The following is a 19,298-nucleotide window of genomic DNA, read 5'->3' on the forward strand; positions in this document are numbered from 1 at the left end:
TGCGTTCTTCCTAACACTCTCTTACAACCGAGAGAAATCATTGAAAAGTGCAAGCCCCATTAACAACACCAGCAAGATAGAGCCAATGCGATAACTAAAGTCTTGAACCCGCTCGGATACCGGACCGCCCTTCAGCTTTTCAATCGCCAGGAACAGCAGATGCCCCCCGTCAAGAACGGGCAACGGAAACAGGTTGATTATCCCTAAGTTCACGCTGATAAGCGCAAGGAACATCAGGTAATAAATAATCCCGAACTCCGCTGACATCCCAGCCCCCTGGGCGATAGAAATCGGCCCACTGAGGTTGTTCAGTTTTACATCACCGGTAATCAATTTTCCCAGCATACTGACCGTCAGCTTCATCAACTGCCACGTTTTATCCGAGGCTTCGAGGATGGCGCTGAATGGCCCATACTGGCGTACAGTCTTATACTCATCAGGCAGAGGAATAACTTTAGGCACCACGCCCGCAAAACCTTCTGCCTTCCCGTTAACCTGTTTTGAATCTGGGGTTAACGTTAAAGATAAGGAACTTCCTTGCCTTTCAATATCTAGCGCTAACGGCTTATCCGGATTATCGCGCACCAGCGTCACGAACGTCATCCATTGCGTCAGCGACTGACCATTGACTTTAACGATCCTGTCGCCAGCTTGCAAACCTGCCGTACTTGCAGCGGAGTTAACCTGCACTTCTGACAGCACCGGTTCAATCTGCGGACCGCGCGGACGCATGCCCAAACTAGAGACAGGATCCTCTTTGTCTGGTTCAAATGCCCAATGGCGTAAATCCAGCGTTTTGTCCTGCCGCTGATTGCTACCAAACTGCGCCACGCTGAGGATCGTATGCTCATCGCCAATTTTGGATACCAGCTGCAATCGCACGGCATCCCAATCAGGGGTTTCGATGCCATCAACCGCTTTTAGTTCCGTACCCGGCTGAATTTGCGCCTGTGCGGCAATCGAGTTGGGTGTTATTTCACCAACAACCGGACGAACGCCAGGGACACCGATGATAAACACCAACCAGTAAGCGAAAATAGCAAAAAGGAAGTTTGCAATCGGACCTGCGGCAATGATGGCTGCGCGTTGTCCAACCGTTTTATTGTTGAAGGCGTAATGGCGCAATTCCGGTGCGACCGGTTCAGCGCGCTCATCCAGCATTTTGACGTAACCGCCGAGGGGAATCAGGGCGATGACGTATTCCGTACCCGATTTATCGGTACGCCGCCAAAGCGCTTTTCCAAAGCCAATGGAAAAGCGTTCGACGCGGACTCCGCAGCGCCGTGCAACCCAGAAATGACCAAATTCATGCACGGTGATAAGCACACCAAGTGCGATGATGAATGCAGCCAAATTCCAGAGAATACTCAGCATAAGACCATCCGTTAGAGCGTCCTGAATACCAGTAACAACAGGCAGGCAAAGACCGGTACCGCAGCCGTCAGGCTATCAATACGATCCAGAATACCGCCGTGTCCTGGAATTAAGTGACCACTGTCCTTAATACCTGCTTCACGCTTAAACATACTCTCGGTCAGGTCACCCAGCACGGAGGCCAGGGCTGCAACGATGGAGCAAATGAGCAAGGTGACAGGCGCAACTTCAAGATTCGCCCACATGCCATAACCCCATGAGATCACGGCCGCAGTGGCGAGTCCGCCAATAAAACCCTGCCAGGTTTTACCAGGAGAAACCTTCGGTGCCAGCTTATGTTTGCCAAACAGCTTACCAAACATATACGCACCTGAATCCGCTCCCCAAACGAGGATCATGACATACAGCAGCCATAGCGCGCCACTATAATGATTCTCATCATAGTGCCATGCACGTAGCGCCAGCATTCCCCAAAAGAACGGGACAATGGTTAACACGCCGAAAATTATGCGTAATGTTTTGGAATTACGCCAGACCGACGCAGAACCTGGATAAAACAATACCAGTAACAGCGCCACGATCCACCAGCCCAGCGACGCCCACAGCGATACTTCAACCAACGGTTGATGGATATTGCGATGGTATTCTGGCAGTAAAAATAGCATCAGTGCCAGCAATAGCCCGCACAAAACCGCCAGCCAGACTCGCTGCGTACGCGTGGTAAAACCGCTTAACTGTCCCCATTCCCAAGCGGCCAACATACAGACGACCAACGTAACAATGGCGAACCCCACCGGCGGCAGCAAAAACAGCGCCGCGATGACAACGGGTATTAAAACAAAAGCAGAAATCAGGCGATACTTCAGCAAAAGCGACCCCCATCAGGCTTTTTCATCACCGGGCTCGGTGCCGCCGAAACGACGCTCACGATTAGCAAAGGCATGCAGCGCACCTTCAAAGTCTTGTTCATCGAAATCGGGCCAGAGAACATCGGTAAAGTAAAGTTCGGCATAGGCAATTTGCCACAACAGAAAATTACTAATTCGGTGCTCTCCCCCAGTCCTTATCACTAAATCCACAGGAGCCAGTTCATGCATACAAATTTGCTGTCCGAGCATCTCTTCATCGATTTGCTCAGGATGCAGCACACCGTCCTGCACCTGTTGTGCCAGTTGCCTGACTCCCTGGACAATATCCCACCGTCCACCGTAATTCGCTGCAATATTCAGCGTCAACCCGGTATTCTGGGCGGTAATCGCTTCTGATTTGCGAATCCGTTCTTGCAAACGTGAGTTAAATCGACTGATATCCCCGATAATACGCAGACGTACGTTATGGCGATGTAGGTTTTTCACTTCGCTATCAAGTGCCCACACAAACAGTTCCATTAACGCACTTACTTCCTGCGCAGGTCGGTTCCAGTTCTCACTGCTAAAGGCATACAGCGTTAACGCATCAATACCGTTATTGGCAGCAAAGGAGACAGCCCGGCGGACGGATTTTGCTCCGGCCTTATGCCCAAAGGCGCGAATCTTCCCTTGCTTTTTCGCCCAGCGGCCATTGCCATCCATGATAATTGCGACATGGCGACAACCATGTGCTGGCAAATTTTCGCTTAATGGTTTAGTTGCAGACAACATAACGCGTTATTAGTCCCTGAAAGGATTTACGGTACTCAGGAATACTGAAGCCCATCCACAAAAAAGCCGTGTCAAACCACGGCTTACCCGACCGAAAAAAAGCAAATACCCGCGATCGAGTGGCGCAGACTATATCACCGAAGCCCAACGCTAACAAATAGCACGATTCTCCGTAGAGGGATTATCATCAGCTTGAGAGTCGCATCACTTCTTTTCGGGCGACGTCCCGCGCGAGAGCATCAACCTTCAGCACGTCATCAACGCTCTGCGGCTCCTGCAAATCCATCTTATCCAGCACGGATAAATTCAGGTCAGCAATATCGGTAAATCGGATCTGCTGCGCCAGGAATGCGGCAACGGTAATTTCATTCGCGGCATTGAGTGCGGTCGTTGCCGCCTGCCCTTGCTCAAACGCGTCCATCGCCAGTTTCAGGCATGGATAACGCTGGTAATCAGGTGCGGAAAACGTCAACGCACTGAGTTTGCAAAAGTCGACAGGCTTAACACCGGACGTCACTCGTTCTGGCCATGCCATGGTATGGGCAATAGGTGTACGCATATCAGGTTCACCCAACTGTGCCAGAACACTACCATCCTGATAACGAACCATCGAATGAATAACCGACTGCGGGTGAATCAGCACTTCCATCTGGCTTGCACTGGCATTAAATAACCAACGCGCTTCAATGTATTCCAGACCTTTGTTCATCATGGTGGCGGAATCGACAGAGATTTTTCGTCCCATCGACCAATTCGGATGACGACATGCCTGATCGGGGGTCATAGAGACCAGATCGCGCAATGGCGTCTCACGGAATGGGCCACCAGACCCGGTAAGCAGAACTGACATGACGCCGTTTTGCTCAAGGTCAGCGTATCCCAGATTGTGTTGGATAGGTTGCGGTAAACTCTGAAAAATCGCGTTATGCTCGCTATCTACCGGCAAAAGCTGCGCTTTATGGCGTTTCACGTCGTCCATAAACAGACGACCGCAGGTCACCAGAGATTCTTTATTTGCCAGCAAAATGCTTTTGCTCGCACGAATTGCCGCCAGCGTCGGCAGCAAGCCCGCTGCGCCGACAATCGCCGCCATGACCTGATCAACATCATCCAGCGCAGCCATATCACAGGCAGCCTGCTGCCCGCTCATAACCTCGGTACGGCTACCCTGTGCCAAAAGAGCGGCTTTTACCTGTGCCGCGCTTTTTTCATCGTCCATTACCGCATAGCGAGGCACAAACTCCAGGCATTGCTCTACCATACGGGCAACATTTTTACCCGCCACCAACGCAGCAACACGAAATTTTTCCGGGTTATGGCGTACTACATCCAGCGTACTGCAACCAATAGAACCGGTTGATCCCAGGATGGTTAATTGCTTCATCGGACATCCAGAAGAATTTTACTCGTCATACTTCAAGTTGCATGTACGTTGGCTTTACTCGGCCTTTGGCGTCGCCGCCTTCCTGCAACTTGAATTATTTAGAGTATGTAGACAGAAAAAAGCAAAACGCCGCCATCCAGCCTTCTCAGGCCTTCTAAGCGGCGTTTTTAGCGTACAGGCGAATCAGAACTGCATCAGTTCCGCTTCTTTCTCTGCCAGCGCCGCATCAACTTTCTTGATTGCAGCATCAGTCAGTTTCTGTACGTCGTCCTGAGAACGGCGATCGTCATCTTCGCTGATCTCTTTTTCTTTCAACAACGCTTTCACTTTGTCGTTTGCATCGCGGCGTACGTTACGTACGGCAACACGCGCGCCTTCAGCTTCGCCACGCACGATCTTGGTCAGATCTTTACGACGTTCTTCGGTCAGCGGCGGCAGCGGAACGCGGATGTCGGAACCCGCAGAGCTTGGATTCAGACCGAGGTCGGAAGCCATGATTGCTTTCTCAACGGCTGGCCCCATAGAACGGTCAAACACGTTGATTTTCAGGGTACGGGAATCTTCAACCGTTACGCTTGCCAGCTGGCGCAGCGGAGTCGGTGTGCCGTAATATTCCACGACAATACCATCCAGCAGGCTAGGAGAAGCACGGCCCGTGCGAATTTTGCTGATTTGGTTTTTGAACGCTTCGACGCATTTGTCCATGCGTACTTCAGCATCTTTTCTGATATCGTTGATCACGTTACGAATCCTTGAAAGCTTGTTTCAGTCAGACCATACCCGCCACGCAAGATGTGACAAGTATAGTCTTGATTAATTTTGAGGGACGTATCCCGCGACATTAAAGCGGAATATTACCTGCATTTAGCCGCAACGGGAATTATTCCGTGATTAACGTGCCTTCTTTTTCACCCATAACAACACGGCGCAGTGCACCTGGTTTGTTCATGTTAAAGACACGAATCGGTAATTTGTGGTCACGAGCCAGCGTGAACGCGGCAAGATCCATGACTTTCAGCTCTTTATCCAGCACTTCAGTGTAGGTCAACTGTTCGTACATGGTCGCCGTTGGATCTTTAGCCGGGTCGGCAGTAAATACGCCATCGACTTTGGTGGCTTTCAGAACCACATCCGCTTCAATTTCAATACCGCGCAGGCAGGCTGCAGAGTCGGTGGTGAAGAACGGATTGCCGGTACCCGCAGACAAAATAACAACGCGGTTGTTACGCAGCAGGCTGATAGCTTCAGCCCAGCTGTAGTTATCACACACGCCGTTCAGAGGAATTGCGGACATCAAGCGAGCGTTCACATAGGCGCGGTGAAGCGCATCGCGCATCGCCAGACCGTTCATTACGGTGGCTAACATGCCCATGTGGTCGCCCACAACGCGGTTCATCCCTGCTTTCGCCAGACCAGCGCCACGGAACAGGTTACCACCACCAATCACTACGCCAACCTGAATACCCAGCTCAACCAGCTCTTTAATTTCCTGAGCCATGCGGTCAAGGATGCTTGCATCAATACCGAAGCCTTCTGAACCTTGCAGAGCTTCGCCACTTAACTTAAGCAGAATACGTTTGTAGACGGGTTTTGCATTGGTAGCCATGTTTCTTTCCTGAGACTGTCAACGAATGAGATGAGTTAATTCCGGCGACATTGTATGTCGCTTTTCAGCATGACCACTATAGCGGTTCGCTGAATTTACAAGCCAGACACAAAAAGAAGCCGCCCTCAGGCGGCTCCTTTAAAAATTAAGACTGCTTGGACATCGCAGCAACTTCTGCTGCAAAGTCAGTCTCAACTTTCTCGATGCCTTCACCCACTTCAAAGCGGATGAAACCAGTTACGTCAGCGTTATGCTCTTTCAGCAGCTGACCAACAGATTTGCTCGGTTCCATGACGAAAGGCTGACCGGTCAGAGAAACTTCGCCGGTGAATTTCTTCATGCGGCCTTCAACCATTTTCTCTGCGATTTCTTTCGGCTTGCCAGACTGCATAGCGATGTCCAGCTGAACCTGGTATTCTTTTTCTACCACTTCAGCGGAAACGTCTTCCGGCTTAACGAATTCTGGTTTGCTTGCAGCAACGTGCATTGCCAGCTGTTTAACCAGTTCTTCGTCAGCGCCAGTTGCAGCAACCAGAACACCGATACGAGCACCGTGCTGGTAGTTACCCAGAACTTCGCCTTCCAGGGAAGCAACGCGACGGATGTTGATGTTCTCACCGATTTTAGCAACCAGAGCAACACGTTCTTCTTCGAACTGTGCTTTCAGAACTTCAACGTCAGTGATTTTGCCAGCAACGGCAGCGTCCAGTACTTTGTCAGCAAATGCCTGGAAACCAGCATCTTTAGCAACGAAGTCAGTCTGGCAGTTAACTTCCAGAATGAAAGCAATGTTGCCGTCGATTTTGGTTTTGATTACGCCGTCAGCAGCAACGTTGCCTGCTTTTTTCGCTGCTTTGATTGCACCGGACTTACGCATGTTTTCGATTGCCAGCTCGATGTCGCCATTAGCTTCAGTCAGTGCTTTTTTGCAATCCATCATGCCTGCGCCAGTACGCTCACGCAGCTCTTTTACCAGGGATGCGGTAATTTCAGCCATTCTAAAATCCTCGGAAGATTTGATCTGCCCGGCATGAAACCGCACAGATTTAAAAGTGAAAAAGGGGGCCATATACAGGCCCCCTAACCAAACGTGATACTACCTGGTCTATAAGGGCTCTAACGAGCGTGCCTTATTATTCAGCTTCTACGAAGCTTTCTTCCGCCTGGGAAGCCAGATCCTGAGAACGGCCTTCACGAACGGTAGTAGCTACAGCGCCCAGGTACAGGGTCACAGCACGGATTGCGTCGTCGTTACCCGGGATAACGAAGTCAACACCGTCCGGATCAGAGTTGGTATCAACGATAGCAAATACTGGGATACCCAGGTTGTTTGCTTCTTTGATAGCAATGTGCTCGTGGTCAGCATCGATTACGAACAGAGCGTCCGGCAGACCGCCCATGTCTTTGATACCGCCCAGGCTGTTTTCCAGTTTCTCAAGCTCACGAGTACGCATCAGCGCTTCTTTCTTGGTCAGCTTTTCGAAAGTACCGTCCTGAGACTGAGTTTCCAGATCTTTCAGACGTTTGATGGACTGACGAACGGTTTTCCAGTTAGTCAGCATACCGCCCAACCAGCGATGGTTCACGAAGAACTGGTCGCAGTTGTTAGCAGCTTCTTTCACCGCTTCGCTTGCAGCGCGTTTAGTACCAACGAAAAGGATTTTACCTTTACGAGCAGAGATCTTGTTCAGTTCAGCCAGAGCTTCGTTGAACATCGGTACAGTTTTCTCAAGGTTGATGATGTGAACTTTGTTACGCGCACCGAAGATGAACGGCTTCATTTTCGGGTTCCAGTAACGGGTCTGGTGACCAAAGTGAACACCAGCCTTGAGCATGTCGCGCATGGAAACAGTTGCCATGATTAAAACCTCTATATATAAAAGTTGGGGTTAAGCCTCCACGCATCCCATATTACCGACCCCAAAGGGCACCCCGGAATATGTGCCGATACGTGTGTGTTGTTACACAAAGTGAGATTTGTCGCTCCCGTCCATCGTGTGTAGTCTTCGAATGGATCGGAAGTCCGGCGCGCTTTATACCACAAATACGCCACCGACACCAATAATTGTTGGCGGTCTGTGCTGTATTGAACAATGAATTTCGTGTTACAGACAGGCGGCAAATTTTTGAATCCCCGGGAGCTTACGGCCAGTAAGTGACTGGGGTGAAAAAATGTAGCCAACGCATCTGTGGCACGAAAGGCGAAGTTCAGAATGATTCTCAATTTGGCAGGGTACACCCCAGACTGATACCATTGGCAACACTTAAACAATTATTGCCGATATCATCGGCACTGATGGACAGAATTCATGGCTATCTCAATCAAGACCCCTGAAGAAATCGAAAAAATGCGCGTCGCTGGCCGCCTGGCCGCTGATGTACTGGAAATGATCGAACCGTTTGTTAAACCGGGCGTCAGCACCGGTGAGCTGGATCGCATCTGTAATGACTATATCGTGAATGAGCAACACGCCATTTCCGCCTGCCTGGGTTACCACGGCTATCCGAAATCCGTGTGTATCTCTATTAATGAAGTGGTGTGCCACGGGATCCCGGACGACGCCAAACTTCTGAAAGACGGCGATATCGTCAACATCGACGTAACCGTGATTAAAGACGAGTACCACGGTGACACCTCGAAAATGTTTATCGTCGGCAAACCTACTATTCTGGGCGAGCGTCTGTGCCGCGTCACGCAGGAAAGCCTGTATCTGGCGCTGCGGATGGTGAAACCGGGCATTCGCCTGCGCACGCTGGGCGCTGCAATTCAGAAATACGCGGAAGGTGAAGGTTTCTCTGTCGTTCGTGAATACTGCGGTCACGGTATCGGTCGCGGCTTCCATGAAGAGCCGCAGGTTCTGCACTACGATGCAGACGACGGCGGTGTGGTACTGCAGCCGGGTATGACGTTCACCGTAGAACCGATGCTGAATGCCGGTGATTACCGCATCCGCACCATGAAAGACGGTTGGACGGTGAAGACCAAAGACCGGAGCTTGTCTGCACAGTACGAGCATACTATTGTAGTGACGGAAAACGGCTGTGAAATTCTGACGTTACGCAAGGATGACACCATCCCGGCGATCATCATACACGGCGAATAATGTTTTGCCTGATGGCGATGCATTCGCATCTTATCAGGCCTACAAATTGTACTACTTAGTAGGCCGGGTAAGGCGTTCACGCCATCATCCGGCTTTTTAATGGGTGGCGCATAATGAATACTCTTCCTGAACAGCACGCAAATACTGCCCTCCCCACCCTGCCTGGCCAACCGCAAAACCCAGGGACATGGCCACAGCAAGATCTCAACTGCTCCGGTATTAAAGCGCATATTGACACCTTCCAGAGCTGGTTAGGCGAAGCGTTTGACAGTGGAATTTCCGCAGAACAGCTCATTGAGGCCCGCACTGAATTTATTGACCAACTGCTACAGCGTTTGTGGATAGAAGCTGGGTTCGGGCAAATAGCCGATCTGGCGCTGGTTGCCGTTGGCGGCTACGGGCGGGGCGAACTGCATCCGCTTTCCGATATTGACCTGCTGATCCTCAGTCGAAAAAAGCTACCTGACGCGCAGGCCGAAAAAGTTGGTGAGCTGTTAACGCTGCTATGGGACGTGAGGCTGGAGGTTGGGCACAGCGTGCGTACGCTGGAAGAGTGTCTGCTGGAAGGATTATCAGATTTAACCGTCGCCACTAACCTGATTGAAACACGCCTGCTGATCGGCGATGTGGCGCTGTTTCTTGAGCTGCAAAAGCATATTTTTAGCGAAGGTTTCTGGCCATCCGATAAGTTTTACGCTGCCAAAGTGGAAGAGCAGAATCAGCGCCACCAGCGTTATCACGGCACCAGCTACAACCTGGAGCCGGATATCAAAAGCAGTCCCGGCGGCCTGCGCGATATCCATACTCTGCAATGGGTCGCCCGCCGCCATTTTGGCGCCACGTCATTGGATGAAATGGTCGGCTTCGGCTTTTTGACGCTGGCTGAACGCGCCGAACTGAATGAATGTTTGCATATCCTGTGGCGGATTCGCTTCGCCCTGCATCTGGTCGTTAGTCGTTACGACAACCGCCTGCTGTTTGACCGCCAGCTCAGCGTGGCGCAACGGCTAAACTACGGCGGTGAAGGCAACGAACCTATCGAGCGGATGATGAAAGACTATTTCCGCGTCACCCGCCGGGTCAGCGAACTGAATCACATGCTGCTGCAACTGTTCGACGAGGCGATCCTCGCCATGCCCGCCGATGAAAAACCGCGCCCGATTGATGACGACTTTCAACTGCGCGGCACGTTGATCGATCTGCGCGATGACGATCTGTTTATCCGCAAACCCGAAGCGATACTGCGGATGTTTTACATCATGGTGCGTAACAGCGCGATCAGCGGGATTTACTCCACCACGCTGCGCCATCTGCGTCATGCCCGCCGTCATTTAACGCAGCCGCTGTGCTACATCCCGGAAGCGCGATCCCTGTTTCTCAGTATGTTGCGCCATCCGGGTGCGGTGAGCCGCGGTCTGCTACCGATGCATCGCCACAGCGTGTTGTGGGCCTATATGCCGCAATGGTCGCATATTGTCGGCCAAATGCAGTTTGACCTGTTTCATGCTTACACGGTGGATGAACACACCATCCGCGTAATGCTCAAGCTGGAAAGTTTTGCCAACGAAGAGACCCGCCAGCGCCATCCGCTGTGTGTGGATCTATGGCCGCGTCTGCGACAGCCGGAGCTGATTCTAATTGCCGCGCTGTTCCACGATATCGCCAAAGGCCGCGGCGGTGATCACTCGGTGCTCGGCGCTCAGGACGTGCTCAAGTTCGCCGAACTGCACGGCCTGAATTCCCGCGAAACGCAGCTGATCGTGTGGCTGGTGCGCCAGCATTTGCTGATGTCGGTAACCGCTCAGCGCCGCGATATTCAGGATCCCGAAGTGATCAAGCAATTCGCCGAAGAGGTACAAACGGAACACCGTCTGCGCTTTTTGGTGTGTCTGACCGTCGCGGATATTTGCGCCACCAACGAAACGCTGTGGAATAGCTGGAAGCAAAGCCTGCTGCGCGAGCTGTACTTCGCGACGGAAAAACAACTGCGTCGTGGCATGCAAAATACGCCGGATATGCGCGAGCGCGTACGCCATCATCAGCTTCAGGCGCTGGCGCTACTGCGCATGGACAACATTGATGAAGAAGCATTGCACCACATCTGGTCACGCTGTCGCGCCAACTACTTCGTGCGTCACAGCCCAAATCAGCTGGCCTGGCATGCGCGTCATCTGCTGCAACACGATCTCAGCAAGCCGCTGATCCTGCTCAGCCCACAGGCCACGCGTGGCGGGACAGAAATTTTCATCTGGAGCCCTGACCGCCCTTACCTGTTTGCCGCCGTCTGCGCCGAACTGGACAGGCGTAATCTTAGCGTCCACGATGCGCAGATTTTCACTACCCGCGATGGGATGGCGATGGATACGTTCATCGTGCTGGAGCCGGACGGCAGCCCGCTGTCTTCAGACCGACACGAAGCGATCCGTTTTGGACTGGAACAGGCCATCACGCAGCGCAGCTGGCAGCCACCACAACCGCGTCGCCAGCCGGCAAAATTACGCCACTTTACTGTCGATACTGAAGTTACCTTTTTGCCGACCCATACCGACCGAAAATCGTTCCTGGAGCTTATCGCTCTCGACCAGCCCGGCCTGCTGGCGCGGGTCGGGCAGATTTTTGCCGATCTGGGAATTTCGCTGCATGGCGCCCGAATTACAACCATTGGCGAGCGAGTAGAAGATTTATTCATAATCGCCACCGCCGACCGGCGCGCCCTTAATAATGAGCTGCAGCAGGAAGTGCATCAACGGTTGACAGAGGCCCTCAATCCAAACGATAAAGGGTAATGTTTTTATTTATTATGGAAAGAGTTTAACAATGCAGCAGTTACAGAACGTTATTGAGTCCGCTTTCGAGCGCCGTGCCGACATTACTCCGGCAAATGTGGATACCGTAACCCGCGAAGCGGTGAATCAGGTTATTTCTTTACTGGATTCCGGTGCACTGCGCGTCGCAGAGAAGATTGAGGGTCAGTGGGTCACGCATCAGTGGCTGAAAAAGGCGGTCCTGCTCTCTTTCCGTATTAACGATAATCAGGTCATCGAAGGTGCGGAAAGCCGTTACTTCGATAAAGTACCGATGAAATTCGCCAACTACGACGAAGCGCGCTTCCAGAAGGAAGGTTTCCGCGTGGTTCCGCCTGCGGCCGTGCGTCAGGGTGCGTTTATCGCCCGTAACACCGTGCTGATGCCATCTTACGTAAACATCGGTGCTTATGTTGATGAAGGTACGATGGTTGATACATGGGCAACAGTCGGTTCCTGTGCGCAAATCGGTAAAAACGTACACCTGTCCGGCGGCGTTGGCATCGGCGGCGTACTGGAGCCGTTACAGGCTAACCCGACCATCATCGAAGACAACTGCTTCATCGGCGCGCGCTCTGAAGTGGTTGAAGGCGTGATCGTCGAAGAAGGTTCTGTTATCTCCATGGGCGTGTACATCGGTCAGAGCACCCGTATTTACGATCGCGAAACTGGCGAAGTGCATTATGGTCGCGTTCCGGCAGGCTCCGTGGTTGTCTCCGGCAACCTGCCGTCGAAAGATGGCAAATACAGCCTGTACTGCGCGGTGATTGTGAAGAAAGTCGATGCCAAAACGCGTGGCAAAGTGGGAATCAACGAACTGTTACGCACCATCGACTAACAGCGATTTGAAAAAGCGGGCTTAGCCCGCTTTTTTTACATCTGCGAGTGGCATAAACAAGGCTTTTCGTTAATTATTCAATGGTTATAGTGAGCTTAAGGGTACCGCTATGTATGACAATCTGAAAAGTCTGGGCATTACTAATCCTGAAGAGATCGATCGTTACAGCCTGCGGCAAGAAGCCAACAACGATATCCTGAAAATCTATTTCCAGAAGGATAAAGGCGAGTTTTTTGCCAAGAGCGTGAAGTTCAAATATCCCCGTCAGCGTAAAACGGTTGTCGCCGATGGCGTCGGCCAGGGTTACAAAGAAGTGCAGGAGATCAGTCCCAACCTGCGCTATGTGATCGACGAACTGGATCAGATCTGCCAGCGCGATCGCAGCGAAGTCGATCTTAAACGCAAGATCCTTGATGATTTACGTCATCTGGAAAGCGTCGTGACCAACAAGATCAGCGAAATTGAAGCCGATCTGGAAAAACTGACGCGTAAATAACCGCGAGTGAATGTATTCGTAGGCCGGGTAAGGCGAAGTTGCCACCCGGCATTTTTCCTGATAGCGCAACGCCCATCAGGCAATTAATCAATGCTGCTCATCCAGTTGTAACGCCACATACAGCAGCAATCTGTCGTCGAAGTTCCCCAGATCCAGCCCGGTCAGTTCTGAAATACGATTCAGGCGATATTCCAGCGTATTACGATGAATAAACAGTGCCTTTGAGGTCGCCAGCGGCTGGACGTTATGACGAAACCATGCCGCCAATGTCCGACGCAGCAATCCGTTGTTATCCATCGCCTTCAGCCTCACCAACGGACGCGCCAGCTCATTGGCCTGCCAGCCGCCGCGCAGGCTGTCCAGCAGCACTGGCAACATCAAATCCTGATAGAAATAGCTACGGCTTTCCGGCATCCGCTGTTTACCGACCATCATGGTAGTGCGCGCCGTACGATACGAACGGGCAATGCTACCAGGCCCGGTAAAATAGTTGCCCAGCGACACGCGAAAACGCAGCTGTCCGTTCTCTTTCATACGGGCAATAAGCTGCTCAACGCGCTTACGATGATCTTCAGCGTCCCAGCGGCCAAACTGATTGAGCGCCGGTTTCAGCACCACCATCTCGGTCAGAGAAACAATCGCAATCAGATTATTACGTTCGGGCGTGGTCAACGCATTCTGCAATTGCTGTAGTTCCGCCATCGCACTGTCAACACCAAGCTGACCGCTGTCGACCTCCACTACCGCCACCACGCGCGGCTGGTTCAAATCAATGCCTAAACGCTGGGCCCATTCCATCAACGCTGGCGTATTCTCTTCCGCCTGAATCAGGTTCATCACCAGCTCTTCACGCAGACGGCTATCCTGCGCTAACAAATGCATCAGGCGCGACTGTTCCAGCATCATTTCGGCGGTCATACACACTAACTCGCCGTATTTGCGCAGATGTTCCGGTTCGCCGGTAAGGCCGATAACGCCAACGATTTCGCCTTCCAGACGCAGCGGCAGGTTTATCCCCTGACGCACACCGTGTAAATGCCGGGCCACCGCATCGTCAATATCGACCACCCGCCCCTGCGAAAGTACCAGCAACGCCCCTTCGTGCAATTCACCAATACGTTCGCGATCGCCGCTGCCGATTATCCGCCCACGGGCATCCATTACGTTGATATTGGTATCAATGATGCGCATGGTGCGCGCCACGATATCCTGCGCCATTTTGGTATCAAGATGCCAGCCAGCCATAAACCCCTCCTGTGAGCAGAGCTCAAGCATAGGGAAGATAATAAGCGGCGGCATTGTGCAAATGCACAAAGCGGAAGGGAGAAGTATGGAGTTGTGGGAAGTATCACAAAAAGAAACCCCTTCCTGTGCAGGAAGGGGTTGAGGGAGATTACTGCATCAACAGATAGATTGAGCTGTCACCGCGCTGAATGTTCAGCGCCAGTACAGCCGGTTTGCTGTCGAGGATTTTGCGCAGTTCAGCGATGTTTTTCACCGGCTGCTGGTTCGCACCGATAATCACATCCCCTTTCTTCAGGCCAATCTGTGCAGCCGGAGAACTCGGTTTCACGTCGCTTACCACGACCCCTTTGTCCTGGCCCTTGTTGCTCATATCGGCACCTTCAATGCCTTTAAAGATAGAGCTGGAGTCAACCTGAGTCTGGCTGCTCTGCTGCAATTCCAGGTTCACGGTGACCGGCTTACCGTCACGCAGCAGACCCAGGGTGATCTTGCTGCCGACCGGCATCGTACCCACCTGCGCACGCAGGGCGGCGAAGCTGCTGATAGGTTTGCCGTTCAGCGAGGTAATCACGTCCCCGGCTTTAATACCGGCTTTCGCTGCGGAAGAGTTCGGCATTACCTGGCTGACGAATGCGCCACGCTGGGCGTCAACTTTCATCGCTTTCGCCAGCTCCGAGCTCAGTTCGGTCCCCATAATACCCAGCTCACCGCGTTTAACCTGGCCGAACTCAACCATCTGCGAAGTCAGGTTTTTCACCATGTTGCTCGGGATTGCAAAACCGATACCGATGTTACCGCCGTCCGGCGCGAGGATCGCGGTGTTAATACCGATCAGCTCACCATTCAGGTTGACCAGTGCACCACCGGAGTTACCCCGGTTGATAGCTGCATCCGTCTGGATAAAGTTCTCGTAGTTTTCCGCATTCAGGCCGCTACGACCCAGCGCAGAAACGATACCGGAAGTCACCGTTTCACCGAGGCCAAACGGGTTACCGATTGCCACGGTATAATCACCCACGCGCAGCGCGTCGGAATCTGCCAGCTTAATCGCCGTCAGGTTTTTCGGATCCTGAATTTGGATCAGCGCGATATCGGAGCGCGGATCTTTACCCACGATCTTCGCATCAAATTTACGACCATCGCTCAACTGAACTTTAATCACCGTGGCATTATCCACCACGTGGTTATTGGTCACGACATACCCTTTCGCGGCATCAATAATTACGCCGGAACCGAGCGCCATAAATTTCTGCTGCTGGCCACCGCCGTTACCAGCGCCCGGTGCGCCGCCCTGGCAGAACGGCGAACTCTGGAACGGAGAACCGTCCTGACAGAACGGTGAATTATCACCGAAGAATTGCTGGAAATTACGCGGCATGCGCGGCGTATTTACCGTCGTGCTCCCCTCGACGTTAATACTTACCACCGATGGCATCACTTTTTCGAGCATCGGGGCCAGGCTTGGCATCTGTTGGGCGGTCATTGCTGAAGACGACGTCTCAGCCGCTGTGGCAGACAGGGGGGACAACGCCAAACCTAAACTCAGAGCCAGTGCACTCATTGCTAATGTGGTTTTTTTCATGTGTTTCGTTCTCGATTAACAGGTAACGCAAAATTGCTGTATACGTCAGAGTCGTTTTATAGCGCTAAGTTCCAGAATCAAGTTTAAGGAAAAAGTAAAATTTTATGGGCCGTCTTTACAAATGAGTATTTATTGTTCTACGGCCATCAAGCGACGATATTCATCCCAGGCATACAAATCCGTCATCCCGCTGATATAATCCTGGATCAACCGGCAGCGATAATAATATTCCAGAACCGAATACTCTGCGCACCCCACCGATATTTTACTAACCGCCTCAACATACGCAAGACGATGGCGGGTAGACAACTTCTGAAATAAACGGGACTCGATAGGAAAACGTTTTACTCTTTCATTATCGACCAGTTCAGAAAAATCTGACTGAGACATTTTCAATAACGGTTGATAGATCTCCAGCAACCCGCTGATCACCCGATAGCCCTGTAACTCCAGCTGTTCAACATCCGGATGACTAAATACATGTTTCACCGCCACATTTTTATAAACACCCAGTAGCTGGCTGAAGCTGCTGGCATCTTCTAACAGCGCATGATTAAAGCTGCCTTCATAAATCTGCGGCAAATTATCAATAAACCTCTGGGCCGCATACGGCACCAGTTTATTCAGCGTATTGACGCGTAAATACATAAAGAACTGATCTTCGGTACTCCGGCTTAATGTATTTGAACGTGATTTCTCCCAGGCGTTCTCAACAACCTGGCTAAACAGGGAACCTTTTTCATGGTGCCCCCACGCCTCATACAGGTGGTGATAAAGTTGCTCGACGCTAAAGATTCTTTTCTCAACGGCATCTTCCAGATCCGCTACGCAATAAGAGATATCATCGGCAGCCTCCATAATCCAGGTTAATGGAAAACGACTGTAAGGCGCTAATGATAATTCTTTACGCAACCGCTCAATATACGGTTCTTCAGAAAGGTAATAACCCGGCTTCTTCATTAAATAGTTGTGCGTCTCGGGTGCACTGCCGCGCCACCACGCCGGACGGGTATATTTTAAAATACCGCCAACCTGCGCCCAGGTAAGGTTCATACGCATCAACGTATGCACAAGGCGAATTCCCTGCGCATTGCCTTCAAAATGGCACAGGTCCTGGCGCACCTTGCGACGAATATCATTCAGCGACTCCTCGCCTTCACGCAATCGTAATGCCGTCACCTGGCAGCGGTCATCACTCAAGGGCTGACTTTCCGCGTCTGCGGGATACAGCCGCTGGCGGAACCAGTCATTAATTGCCGCCTCCCCGAAATGGCCAAACGGCGGATTACCAATGTCATGCATCAGGCAGGACATTTCGACAATACTCTCAAAGGGTCCCGTCAGTTCATCCAGACCATACTGCTCCAGCAGCTTTAGTTCTTTCAGTCGGCTGAGGATCTCTTTCGCGATATAGCGCCCAACCTGCTGAACTTCCATCGAGTGCGTCAGGCGCGTACGGACCGCCGCATTGCGCTCCAGCGGAAAGACCTGCGTTTTTTGTTGCAGTCGGCGAATGGCCGGAGAATTGATAATACGTCCGCGATCGCTTTCGAAAATACGCAGGATCTCATGCTCAGTCTTCACGCCCTGCGGCGAACGGTAACGACGATGCCAGTTTATTTTTTTTCGGAAATCGATCTGTGCCATGTCCTCTCCCGCCTGAGAAATGCGCTACCCCTTAAGCGCATGATAGACTATGCCCTCAAATCTGGCTTATCGCGAGTAAATCTATGAAAATCGGCATCATTGGTGCAATGGAAGAAGAAGTTACGCTGCTGCGTGACAAAATCGAAAACCGTCAGACCATCGCGCTCGGCGGTTGTGAAATTTACACCGGCCAGCTGAACGGTACAGAGGTTGCGCTGCTGAAATCGGGTATCGGTAAAGTGGCTGCGGCACTGGGTGCTACGCTGCTGCTTGAACGCTGCAAGCCGGACGCCATCATTAATACCGGTTCTGCGGGTGGCCTGGCTTCTACGCTGAAAGTCGGGGATATCGTAGTTTCTGACGAAGCGCGCTATCACGACGCCGACGTCACTGCCTTTGGCTATGAATTTGGTCAGCTACCGGGCTGCCCGGCTGGTTTTAAAGCCGATCCTGCGTTGATTGCTGCCGCAGAATCTTGCATCGCCGAACTCAATCTGAACGCCGTTCGCGGACTTATCGTCAGCGGTGATGCATTCATTAACGGTTCCGTGGGGCTGGCGAAAATTCAGCACAACTTCCCGCAGGCGATTGCCGTTGAGATGGAAGCGACCGCAATTGCGCACGTTTGCCACAACTTTAACGTGCCATTCGTCGTGGTTCGCGCTATCTCTGACGTTGCCGATCAGCAATCCCATCTCAGCTTTGACGAATTCCTGGTGGTTGCCGCGAAGCAGTCAAGTCTGATGGTTGAAACGCTGGTACAGAAACTGGCGCATGGCTAAATTACTCTCCAGGGCGCTGGTCGCCCTGCTTTTCACTCTCCCGGCGTTCCTATACGCCGCACCGCGTGTTGTGACGCTTTCTCCTGCCAATACCGAACTCGCTTTTGCCGCAGGCATTACCCCCGTTGGCGTCAGCAGCTACTCAAACTACCCGCCAGAAGCCAAAAATATTGAGGAAGTCTCAACCTGGCAAGGGATGAATCTTGAACGTATTGTGGCGCTGAAACCTGATTTGGTCGTCGCCTGGCGCGGGGGAAATGCTGAGCGGCAGGTGAATCAACTGACCTCTCTGGGAATTAAGGTCATCTGGGTGGATGCCGTTACCATTGAGCAGGTTGCCGATGCGCTACGCCAGTTGGCAGCATGGAGCCCCAAGCCTGAACAAGCTAAACAGGCGGCGCAAACCATGCTTGATGACTATGCTTTACTTAAATCTCAGTATGCCAACAAACCGAAAAAACGTGTGTTTCTCCAGTTTGGTGCCAATCCTCTGTTTACCAGTGGAAAAGGTTCTATTCAGCACGAAGTTCTTGAGGTATGCGGCGGAGAAAACATCTTTGCCGGTAGTCGGGTTCCCTGGCCGCAGGTTAGCCGTGAGCAGGTCCTGGCACGAGCCCCCCAGGCTATTGTTGCAACTGGCGGTCCGGGCGAAACTCTGAAAATTGAGCAATACTGGGGAAACCAGCTAAAAATACCCGTTATTACACTTAATAGTGACTGGTTCGAACGCGCGAGCCCGCGTATTATCCTCGCCGCAAAACAACTCTGTAATGCGCTTTCACAGATAAATTAGCGC

Annotated in this window: 17 protein-coding genes; 6 read left to right on the forward strand and 11 right to left on the reverse strand. The window is 52.0% G+C overall.

Translation table 11 applies throughout. The features are described from left to right. Window positions 1-21 precede the first annotated feature (21 nt). The 8 genes from rseP to rpsB form a co-directional block, all read right to left on the reverse strand. Complete coding sequence (gene rseP, locus OGY83_RS15145; protein WP_286636222.1) at window positions 22-1,374, reverse strand: sigma E protease regulator RseP; 1,353 nt, start codon at window positions 1,372-1,374, stop codon at window positions 22-24. 11 nt (window positions 1,375-1,385) lie between these two features. After that, window positions 1,386-2,243, reverse strand: coding sequence for a phosphatidate cytidylyltransferase (gene cdsA / locus OGY83_RS15150; protein WP_038637406.1), 858 nt, complete (start codon window positions 2,241-2,243; stop codon window positions 1,386-1,388). A 12-nt stretch (window positions 2,244-2,255) separates the two neighbouring features. Next, the gene (gene ispU, locus OGY83_RS15155) at window positions 2,256-3,014 is read right to left on the reverse strand and encodes a (2E,6E)-farnesyl-diphosphate-specific ditrans,polycis-undecaprenyl-diphosphate synthase (RefSeq protein ID WP_008786266.1); all 759 of its coding nucleotides are present in this window, start codon (window positions 3,012-3,014) and stop codon (window positions 2,256-2,258) included. Window positions 3,015-3,201: 187 nt separating this feature from the next. Beyond that, the gene (ispC, locus tag OGY83_RS15160) at window positions 3,202-4,398 is read right to left on the reverse strand and encodes a 1-deoxy-D-xylulose-5-phosphate reductoisomerase (RefSeq protein ID WP_286636224.1); all 1,197 of its coding nucleotides are present in this window, start codon (window positions 4,396-4,398) and stop codon (window positions 3,202-3,204) included. A 183-nt stretch (window positions 4,399-4,581) separates the two neighbouring features. Further along, a complete protein-coding gene (frr, locus tag OGY83_RS15165; RefSeq protein WP_003018547.1) occupies window positions 4,582-5,139 on the reverse strand; it encodes a ribosome recycling factor in 558 nt (185 codons plus the stop codon). A gap of 139 nt (window positions 5,140-5,278) precedes the next feature. Then, window positions 5,279-6,004: a UMP kinase gene (pyrH, locus tag OGY83_RS15170; RefSeq protein WP_003018549.1), complete on the reverse strand. Its 726-nt coding sequence runs from the start codon at window positions 6,002-6,004 to the stop codon at window positions 5,279-5,281. Window positions 6,005-6,149: 145 nt separating this feature from the next. Then, window positions 6,150-7,001 (reverse strand): translation elongation factor Ts, encoded by an 852-nt coding sequence (tsf, locus tag OGY83_RS15175; protein WP_003018551.1) that lies wholly within the window; start codon window positions 6,999-7,001, stop codon window positions 6,150-6,152. A gap of 136 nt (window positions 7,002-7,137) precedes the next feature. After that, window positions 7,138-7,863: a 30S ribosomal protein S2 gene (rpsB, locus tag OGY83_RS15180; RefSeq protein ID WP_016151758.1), complete on the reverse strand. Its 726-nt coding sequence runs from the start codon at window positions 7,861-7,863 to the stop codon at window positions 7,138-7,140. A gap of 450 nt (window positions 7,864-8,313) precedes the next feature. On the opposite strand from rpsB, the gene map reads away from it, so the two are divergent. From map to OGY83_RS15200, 4 genes are all read left to right on the forward strand, one after another. Next, a complete protein-coding gene (gene map, locus OGY83_RS15185; protein ID WP_286636225.1) occupies window positions 8,314-9,108 on the forward strand; it encodes a type I methionyl aminopeptidase in 795 nt (264 codons plus the stop codon). Window positions 9,109-9,221: 113 nt separating this feature from the next. Beyond that, a complete protein-coding gene (glnD, locus tag OGY83_RS15190; protein ID WP_079937035.1) occupies window positions 9,222-11,894 on the forward strand; it encodes a bifunctional uridylyltransferase/uridylyl-removing protein GlnD in 2,673 nt (890 codons plus the stop codon). A 31-nt stretch (window positions 11,895-11,925) separates the two neighbouring features. After that, entirely contained in the window at window positions 11,926-12,750 is an 825-nt protein-coding gene (dapD, locus tag OGY83_RS15195) for a 2,3,4,5-tetrahydropyridine-2,6-dicarboxylate N-succinyltransferase (RefSeq protein ID WP_003829186.1), read from the forward strand. 109 nt (window positions 12,751-12,859) lie between these two features. After that, the gene (locus tag OGY83_RS15200; RefSeq protein ID WP_003018562.1) at window positions 12,860-13,246 is read left to right on the forward strand and encodes a DUF3461 family protein; all 387 of its coding nucleotides are present in this window, start codon (window positions 12,860-12,862) and stop codon (window positions 13,244-13,246) included. Between the two features lie 87 nt (window positions 13,247-13,333). On the opposite strand, the gene cdaR is transcribed toward OGY83_RS15200, so the two are convergent. The 3 genes from cdaR to dgt all read right to left on the reverse strand — a co-directional run bounded on the left by cdaR (window position 13,334) and on the right by dgt (window position 17,720). Continuing rightward, window positions 13,334-14,491 carry a DNA-binding transcriptional regulator CdaR gene (gene cdaR, locus OGY83_RS15205; RefSeq protein WP_003018564.1) on the reverse strand — a complete coding sequence of 386 codons (1,158 nt, stop codon included), beginning with the start codon at window positions 14,489-14,491 and terminating at the stop codon, window positions 13,334-13,336. Window positions 14,492-14,639: 148 nt separating this feature from the next. Beyond that, complete coding sequence (gene degP / locus OGY83_RS15210) at window positions 14,640-16,073, reverse strand: serine endoprotease DegP (RefSeq protein ID WP_079937036.1); 1,434 nt, start codon at window positions 16,071-16,073, stop codon at window positions 14,640-14,642. A gap of 129 nt (window positions 16,074-16,202) precedes the next feature. Beyond that, the gene (gene dgt / locus OGY83_RS15215; protein ID WP_079937037.1) at window positions 16,203-17,720 is read right to left on the reverse strand and encodes a dGTPase; all 1,518 of its coding nucleotides are present in this window, start codon (window positions 17,718-17,720) and stop codon (window positions 16,203-16,205) included. Between the two features lie 83 nt (window positions 17,721-17,803). Here dgt and mtnN point away from each other — a divergent pair, with 83 nt between their 5' ends. Together mtnN and btuF are read left to right on the forward strand one after the other, a co-directional pair. Next, on the forward strand, window positions 17,804-18,502 hold the full coding sequence (gene mtnN / locus OGY83_RS15220) for a 5'-methylthioadenosine/S-adenosylhomocysteine nucleosidase (RefSeq protein ID WP_123268747.1): 699 nt from the start codon (window positions 17,804-17,806) through the stop codon (window positions 18,500-18,502). Further along, window positions 18,495-19,295, forward strand: a complete 801-nt coding sequence (gene btuF, locus OGY83_RS15225) for a vitamin B12 ABC transporter substrate-binding protein BtuF (RefSeq protein WP_079937039.1) — start codon at window positions 18,495-18,497, stop codon at window positions 19,293-19,295. Before mtnN ends, btuF begins: the two co-directional genes overlap by 8 nt. Window positions 19,296-19,298: the final 3 nt, after the last annotated feature.

Origin of the sequence: Citrobacter sp. Cpo090, assembly GCF_030332665.1 — a bacterium.
Taxonomy (GTDB): Bacteria; Pseudomonadota; Gammaproteobacteria; order Enterobacterales; family Enterobacteriaceae; genus Citrobacter; species Citrobacter portucalensis.